6 protein-coding genes and 1 pseudogene are annotated in these 7,360 nt (G+C 39.5%); 3 read left to right on the top strand and 4 right to left on the bottom strand.

All coding sequences use genetic code 11. From position 1 onward, the window contains the following. Window positions 1–209: pseudogene (locus tag VNZ46_RS12645) on the top strand (hypothetical protein); the annotation flags it as partial. A gap of 74 nt (window positions 210–283) precedes the next feature. On the opposite strand, the gene VNZ46_RS12640 reads toward VNZ46_RS12645, so the two are convergent. Genes VNZ46_RS12640 through VNZ46_RS12630 form a run of 3 tightly spaced genes read right to left on the bottom strand, consistent with a single transcriptional unit; the run spans window position 284 to window position 5,131 of the window. After that, a complete protein-coding gene (locus tag VNZ46_RS12640) occupies window positions 284–1,522 on the bottom strand; it encodes a PepSY-associated TM helix domain-containing protein (RefSeq protein WP_325560478.1) in 1,239 nt (412 codons plus the stop codon). Beyond that, a complete protein-coding gene (locus tag VNZ46_RS12635) occupies window positions 1,522–2,739 on the bottom strand; it encodes a DUF4374 domain-containing protein (protein WP_325560477.1) in 1,218 nt (405 codons plus the stop codon). The genes VNZ46_RS12640 and VNZ46_RS12635 overlap by 1 nt, the downstream gene beginning before the upstream one ends. Before the next feature lies 1 nt (window position 2,740). Further along, window positions 2,741–5,131: a TonB-dependent receptor gene (locus VNZ46_RS12630; RefSeq protein WP_325560476.1), complete on the bottom strand. Its 2,391-nt coding sequence runs from the start codon at window positions 5,129–5,131 to the stop codon at window positions 2,741–2,743. A 98-nt stretch (window positions 5,132–5,229) separates the two neighbouring features. On the opposite strand from VNZ46_RS12630, the gene VNZ46_RS12625 reads away from it, so the two are divergent. Continuing rightward, window positions 5,230–6,018, top strand: a complete 789-nt coding sequence (locus VNZ46_RS12625; RefSeq protein WP_325560475.1) for an AraC family transcriptional regulator — start codon at window positions 5,230–5,232, stop codon at window positions 6,016–6,018. Here VNZ46_RS12625 and VNZ46_RS12620 read toward each other — a convergent pair. Continuing rightward, a complete protein-coding gene (locus VNZ46_RS12620; protein WP_325560474.1) occupies window positions 5,984–6,829 on the bottom strand; it encodes a methylated-DNA--[protein]-cysteine S-methyltransferase in 846 nt (281 codons plus the stop codon). The genes VNZ46_RS12625 and VNZ46_RS12620 overlap by 35 nt on opposite strands. A gap of 204 nt (window positions 6,830–7,033) precedes the next feature. On the opposite strand from VNZ46_RS12620, the gene VNZ46_RS12615 reads away from it, so the two are divergent. Beyond that, the coding region (locus VNZ46_RS12615; protein ID WP_325560473.1) for a cytochrome-c peroxidase at window positions 7,034–7,360 on the top strand (327 nt) is incomplete at its 3' end.

The following is a 7,360-nucleotide window of genomic DNA, read 5'->3' as shown; positions in this document are numbered from 1 at the left end:
CAACCGGATTGGAATGGGGATTTATCGAACTCCCAAATGGTTTTCCAATTAAAGATGGAAATAACGGAACCGGAAATTATTATCGTATTCCAGGAAATTTTGTAGTGGAGAATAGAAATGTGAACCCTGTATTCTTTGATTTCAAAGTCTTTGCTCCTGGTACCTTTACAGTCACCATCCGCATTCCTACCGTAACAAAGAAGCCCTAAATCTGTTTAGTCATCCTTTTTCATTATACCGAAGGCCAGCACTTGCTGGCCTTCGGTACTTTAATATCTCTAAATCAGACCTTACGGTGCTTCTTCTTGAACTTGCGTCCATACCAGATCAAAAAACCGGTTATAGGTAACGAAGCACCAATCAACGAGCATAAAAAAGCCAGTACCTTACCAGGAAAACCCAGAATACTCCCTACATGGATGTCATAATTCATTTTCCTTAATTTTCCTCCAAAGCCAGCACTAGCATATGGTGTAGAATAGATATCCTTGCGTTTTAGTTCTATTAAGCTATGCTGGTCAAAGGTATATCCCTGGCTATTATAAAACTGACCAGCAGTTGGATAAACCGTAATGCCAATGGTCGCTTTTTTCTCAGCAGTATCAGGATACGAATAATAAAAACCCTGAGATTTTGGATGTTTGGCTATAACCTTGTTCCAGGCAATGTCCATAGATTGCTCCGGGCTATACAGTTTTCTAACCTGAAGCGTATCTGATTTCAAATCCCTGAATTTAGCCATCTTTTCTCCCCCTGTAGTTACCCAATACAAACCTTCGCTGTACCAGTTAATCCCATACACCATCCCGGTCAACGCAATAGCAAGTAAAAAAAGCAAGGAATAGAAACCAAGCACATTATGAAGATCCAGGTTTACTCTTTTAAAGGATGCACCCCATTTAATCTTAAAGCTCTTGTCTCTTGTGCTTTTGTTCCACTTCTTTGGGTACCACCAGATCAGTCCTGTAATCAGCAAAACAACAAAAACCATAGTCCCATAATTTACAATTGGCCTTCCAATAGCATAAGGCATCCACAAAAACCGGTGACCGTTTAATACAAACCTAAAGAAATCAGTTTCTCCTTTTTTACGCACCTCTGCTTTAAGAACCTCTCCGGTATAAGGATTTATTTTTAAAGTCGTACCACCGCCTCTCCTGCCTTTTTCATTCGGCTGCTTTAAAAATACATTTATAGCCCGTCCCTGCTGGTATTGAGCATAAGAAATTACCTTCCCAGGATATAATCTCAGAGCAATAGCGCTAAGCTGTGAGGGACTAAGTACAGGCTTGTCCTGTTTTTCTATTTTTGTTTCAGGCTCCAGTAAACCGGTAATTTCCTCATTAAAGACCCATATACAACCGGTTAAACATACAATCAAAACAATGACACCAGAAACCAGACCGAGCCAAAGATGGAGCCATTTATTAATCCTTGTAAATAAGGAATCCTTACTTTTCTTTTTGGTTGCCACATTTTTAGTACCTGGTGTCAACGCTTTGTTCTTATAATTAGGTTCCATTATTTTATGTACTGGATAGCCGTAATTACCCCACCTTCAACTTTCAGTCCCTGAGTGGCAGTCTGGGTAGAGGCGTCTATCTTATAAACATAATTGGCAGCACCCTTCATGTTCACCCCGATATAGGCTAACTTGCCGTCTTTTGGCGTATAATTATTGGTTGTGAGACTTTCGATATTGGCGTCAGAGGGCAGTCCCGTTACTTTCTTAAAAGTTTTGTCTAACACATTCACAATTGCTATAGTTTTTCCTGTAGAATAAGCCCCCCTTTGAGCTTTGAGGATCGCATTAACAACAAAATTATGATTGCCTATATAAAGCCAGTCGGTAATTACATAGCCGCCGGAAATCGCTTCAAAATCATAAAAATAACTCCGGTCAAATTCTGTAGTACCTGCGGTAATTCGGGTAATTGCAGAGGGCTTTGTGGAACTTAAAACACTCTTTGTGGTGGCCACAGAAGAAGAGAACGCATATACATCTCCATTTTCTACTACGGCTAAACCATCGGTCATATATCTCCCTATAAAACTGGTCCTGTCGTCTTTAATCACCTTTTCCAATTGCATCTGTGGGTAAGAATATACCGCAATCCATGCCTGATCAGGATAGGCCGTACCAAATGAATCACCACAGCATCCTTTAATAGAAAAATAAGGGGCATATACTTTATTGCCAACTTGCTTAATCCAGCTAAAGTGTGCCGTTTCCCCATTATTGGAAAGGGTCTGCGTATTTACAGTTCCTTCACCGGTAATCAACAGACTATTGGTATTGATACGATACCAGCTCGACAATGGGTTGGTGATATTTCTCGAAATTTTCACCAACAACAGATCGTCATTAACCGGTGCAAATGCCTGAACAGTTTCCGTTTGGAAATTTGACAGCTTATTGATCCTTCCATCCAGAATGTTATAAGTCGTTACTGCTCCAGGATTACCCTGGCCATACAACATACTAAAAAACTTGTTATTGCTCGTTACATAGTAGCGGTAAGTTCCGTCTTGTTCTACACCATTTCCAGCAGTAGATATAGTACCTTTTTCTAAATCACCAGCAGTAAGCAGGTAATCTGCAACACCAGTAGAAGCCACAGGGGTTACCGCCAGAATATAGTTTCCAAGATTTTCGGCTGCTCTGTCTTTTTTTGTACAAGAGCCTAGCATAGCTGCAAAAGCCAAAGTTCCGAATACTTTAGTTATAGTTGCTTTCATATTAATTGTTGTTATTTTTATTAATGAAATACCTCAGGTTCAAATAGAACCCGCGGCTTGGTTTCTGTAAACTGAAATTGTCGTAAAGAAGCGCGTCTGTAATATTTTTTGCTTCAAGCCCGATATTATAACGCCCTTTCTCTAAGCTATAAACCAGGTTGATATCATGCGACAGCTGTTTGGGAACTACATATTTACTTCCATTGGAACTACTGCCCCCACGGCTTGGCCAATACAACCAGAAAGCATGTACATACAACAGATTATAGCCTATATTCAGATTATTGCCCTTTTTACCCACATTTTTTAGAGATACAGACACATCACCATTACCAAACAAATATGGAATATTAGGCATTTGATCTAAATATACCGCGCTCTCCGTAGTGTATTTTTCACCTGTATTTGGATTGATCTCATACTTTTGAAGGTTCTGCAAATATTGATAAGTTACCGTCGTCCCTGCCGTAAACCAATCCTTGTAGGAATATCTGATCTCTCCGTCCACACCCCAGGTACGAACTCCATCTCTGTTGTCCGCAATCAGTTTAGATTGATTACTGTTCAATCGGTTATAAATAAAATTGTCAGACTTTCTGTAAATAGCATTAGCCGTCACAGAAAAATTGTTAAGCTTATTTATTGAAAAGCTGTAACTCATTCCAAGGTTAACGTTATCACTCTTTTCAGGTTTCAATGCAGGGTTTCCCTCCTGGTTCTCTACATCACCAAATATCTCCTGTGCTTCGGGCATACGGTTGGTCAACTCATACGATGTTTTAAGCTGCAGGTTTGGTGTAAAGAAATAAGTTAAGGCAGTACCATATCCGAGCTTTTTCATGGCCGTTTGATCTACATTTCCATTCCCATCAATGTTGTTCTGATAGATATATTTGCCGAATACCGTAGCTCCGAGTTTATTTTTGATTTCGAAGTTATAGCCAAGGCCTAAAATATTCTTGTTGGTCTTTTTTGTTTTTTCATATTCAGCGTTCGCCGGGTTCAGTTCATCACTTCCCTTTCTATTGAAAGTGGTAAACACATTACTTAAGGCCAGAGACTGGTTGTCAGCCAGTTTATAATTGAACATGGCCGTTGCCAGACCATTGTTGTTCTTGTATTTGTATAAACTTCTGGAACGTTCTCCGTTGGAACCATTTGGCTTGCTGTTGCCATACCAATCGTAACGTACATTCATGGTGTCAATATTTTGCTCCTGTCCAAGGTTATAATTCGCATTAACCGTTACATCAAGGCCTTCTATTAAATTGGTCTTTTTGTATTTTAAAGAGGGCATCACAATATTTCCTTTTCTATGCCATCCGCCAAATACAGATACCATGCGGGCCCCGGTCTGTATCTCTTTATAATTCTGACCCATAGTGATGCCCAGCAATAATTTATCAGCATAACTTTTGTCCACTACCCCAACATTTGCAATCACTGTTTCATTGTGATAGGTATCATGAAACCTTTTTAAAGTTGCTTTGGGAGCATATGCACCCGTATAGATATCCGAAGCTTCTACTTTTACTTTATAGTTGTTGTCTGAATAATTCTGAAATGCGTTCAGTTGAAAGGTCAATCCACCTTTTGTCGTCGCTGCTGCATTTACCACACTCCTATGCGTGTTAAAAGATCCAAAGGAATAAGAAGCATCAACATAGTTACGATAGCGATCACCAGTAACGATATTAATAGCACCTCCTAAAGCATCAGACCCCAGCCACATAGGTACCACACCTTTATAAACTTCCACACGGTCTGCAATATTAATTGGGATGTTGTTAATTTGAAATGAAGAACCAAAATTATCCATTGGAATACCGTCAATAAAGTATTTGATGTGATTGCCGGAAAAGCCATTTAGCGAAAGGTTGAAGCTGGAACCTACTCCACCTGATTCTCTGACACGTATACCGGCTACACGATCTAATGCACCGGAAATATCAAGTGTCGTATTGTATAGTTTTTTAGCATCTATAGCCGTAACATTATAAGCCTGCTGGCTGGTTTCCTGCACTGCTGTACGTCCCAGAACAGTAACTTCAGATAAATCATTTTTATCTTCTTCCAGAGAAAACACCAATGAATTGCTGCTTTTCAAAGGAAGTTCGATATTTTTCGTAAGATCTCTGAAACCAATGAAAGTAATCCTGATTTTATAAATCCCGGCTGGTACATCAGAAAGTTGAAATTTACCGTTCTCATCAGTCACTGCATTTTTTTTACCTGGTGATAAAAAAACACCGGCCCCATGTAATGGCGCTTCACCATTACCCTTTACTAATCCAGTTACTGTTATTTTTTGTTGCGCTTTTAAGGACACTACACCAAAAAGAAAAGCCAGTGTAATGAGCAATGCATAGACCCGTTGAGATAAATATTGCATATTTTAATTGTTCTTATTTAGACTAATTATTAATTTGTGGCAAAAATAGAGTAATCCATGTACAGAATGTGCAGGGATTTGTACGGATTTAACAGGAAATGTATAAGATTGAGATTAAGAAAACGGACGAATATTTATTGAAATGCGAATTAGAAAGCGCTGATTATCCAATGGTTAATTTACAAATCAGAAATGATGAACTGAAGACTAAACGACTCTTCAAAAGAAAAGAAAGCAGTGACCAGGAAAAATCAGCACATAATAAACTCTTCCTGGACATTACAATTTCAGAAGACTCCCTCCTGCAAATGATGGGTAAAATATCGATCACAACTGATTTTTTTTCCAACCTCCATATCGAACAATTATCCATGCCTGTCCGTATGATTATCCACGACATGATGAATTGTCCATGTGAGCCGAAATTTAAGCACCTTTATCTTCAGACAAAGGTCTGCGAACTGCTGATCTGCATTTTATCCGTAAAAACGGCTAGCCGGCAAGACCTCAAATTTACCGTGCAGGAAAGAAGTGTATTTAAACGCCTGAAAAGTATAATCTCAGGCAATCTCCGCCAGCATTATTCTATCGATGAGCTGGCCCAGATTGCAGGTATGAACAGAACAAAAATACAAACAGGATTTAAAGCAATTTTCGGAAAAACCATTCACACCTTTACCCTCGATTTAAAAATGATGAAAGCAAAACACTTGTTAACGGAAGATCCAAGTGTTAGTTTAAAGGAAGTAGCAGCACAAGTAGGTTATAAATACACCAATCACTTCTCAGCGGCATTTAAGAAAAAATTTAAATTCTCGCCCTCCTTATTTAGAAAAGGAAATCTATTATCCATTATTTATGCATTCTGGCTGCTTCCCAGCCTATAATCATGTTTTTCCTGGCAGCACCCCAATGATATTGTCCAATTTCTCCGGTTGATTTAATTACCCTATGACATGGTATCAGAAAGGCAACAGGATTTTTGCCAACTGCAGTTCCTACAGCCCTTGATGCCCCTATATATCCGGATTTCCTGGCCAAATCAGCATAAGTAGTTAATCCACCGGTTGGCACATTCAACAATGTTTCCCAAACCTTAATCTGAAAATCAGTTCCTTTCAGGTGCAGTTTGATTTCATCCAGTTTGCTCCAGTCCTGATTAAATACAAACAAAGCATTTTGTTGATTTCTGTCAGCCAACTGGTTGTAAATAGCGTTTGGAAAAATCTGCTTCAAATTCTCCAGCGCATTTTTTTCGCCATCGTCTACGAATGCCATATGGCAAATGCCTTTTTCTGTAGAAGCAACGATAACGGGTCCGAATGGGGTGTCGGCAAAAGTATAATTAATGACGAGTGCCGCACCACCATTTTTATATTCTCCGGGAGTCATCCCTTCTACTTTTACAAATAGATCATACAAGCGTCCGGTACCTGATAAACCTGTTTCATAGGCTGTATCAAATAAGGTTGCATTTGTAGTCATTAACAATCTTTTAGCATGTTCAACACTTAGATACTGCAAGAATTGTTTAGGTGTTACCCCAGCCCAATCCTGGAACATTCGCTGAAAATGAAATGGGCTTAAATGAACATGCTCCGCGGCTTCATCCAGTTTTGGATGCGCTTTAAAATTATCTTTCAGGAAAGCAATTGCTTCAGCAATCCTTTCATAATCCAGTTCTTGTTGCGTCTTCATAATAATATGTAATTTCTATACAACAAATCTATCGCTAATAACATGACCATTAAACCCGGTTCTTGCTAAGATCGACAGATTTTTTATCTTCTCCTCATAGATTATTACCATTATTCTAAACGATATAGGAAAACCCCTTCACTTCTCTTACTTTTGCACATCGAAATTTTGCCCTCTCTCAACATTGACGAATGATAAAATAATATGGCTGGACAACAGAAAGGGAAATTGATTATTGTAGGGTTATTGGCAGCCGGATTCGGCATTTTAGCACTGGGTTTTATGTTTTCAGCATCAGATTCAAAAATGAAACCGAATCGGCCAGTTAACTTCCCCAAGCTCCCTGGAGATACTACCCTTGCCACGCTGAAAGGAATCTCCTTAGGCCGAACCTTATTTCAAGATCCTGGCTTGTCGGCAGACAGGCGTATTTCCTGTGCATCCTGCCACCAAAATGAACACGCCTATGCAGACCCGGGGGTCGCATTTAGCAGGGGGAGTGGCACGGTGCACGCAGCCCGAAACACCCCC

Origin of the sequence: Pedobacter sp. (assembly GCF_035566355.1) — a bacterium.
Taxonomy (GTDB): Bacteria; Bacteroidota; Bacteroidia; order Sphingobacteriales; family Sphingobacteriaceae; genus Pedobacter.
The sequence above is the reverse complement of the archived record's forward strand: the minus strand, read 5'-3'. Positions and strand labels throughout refer to the sequence as shown.